This window comes from Acuticoccus kandeliae, assembly GCF_003073115.1.
This window is the reverse complement of the sequence record NZ_QBBV01000124.1, coordinates 1-335: the sequence shown is the minus strand read 5'-3', so window position 1 is coordinate 335 and position 335 is coordinate 1. Positions and strand designations below refer to the sequence as shown.

Here is a 335-nt window from a genome sequence, read left to right as displayed (position 1 = left end):
CGCGCGCGACCGGAGGGGGCGATTCCGGCCGCACCCGGCCCTCACGGGCCGGGTCGTGGGTGACCGGTCAGTCCTGGCGCAGGTAGCTCAGCAGGCGCAGGATCTCGATGTAGAGCCAGACCAGCGTGGTCATCAGACCGAACGCGATGTACCAGGAGTACTTCGCCGGGACGCCGGCCTTGACCGCGTTATCCGCGGCGTCGAAGTCGAGCAGCAGGCTGAACGCCGCCACACCGATCACGACGACCGAGAACAGGATGGCCAGCGGGCCGCCGTCACGGAGGCCGAAGCCGCCCGCCATGAAGAAGCTCGCGACCAGGTGCGCCAGCATGAGG

1 protein-coding gene is annotated in these 335 nt (G+C 69.3%); it reads right to left on the bottom strand.

The features are described from left to right. Positions 1–67 precede the first annotated feature (67 nt). Positions 68–335, bottom strand: a 268-nt coding sequence (locus DBV35_RS29585) for a Bax inhibitor-1/YccA family membrane protein (protein WP_170135083.1), incomplete at its 5' end; no start/stop codon positions are given.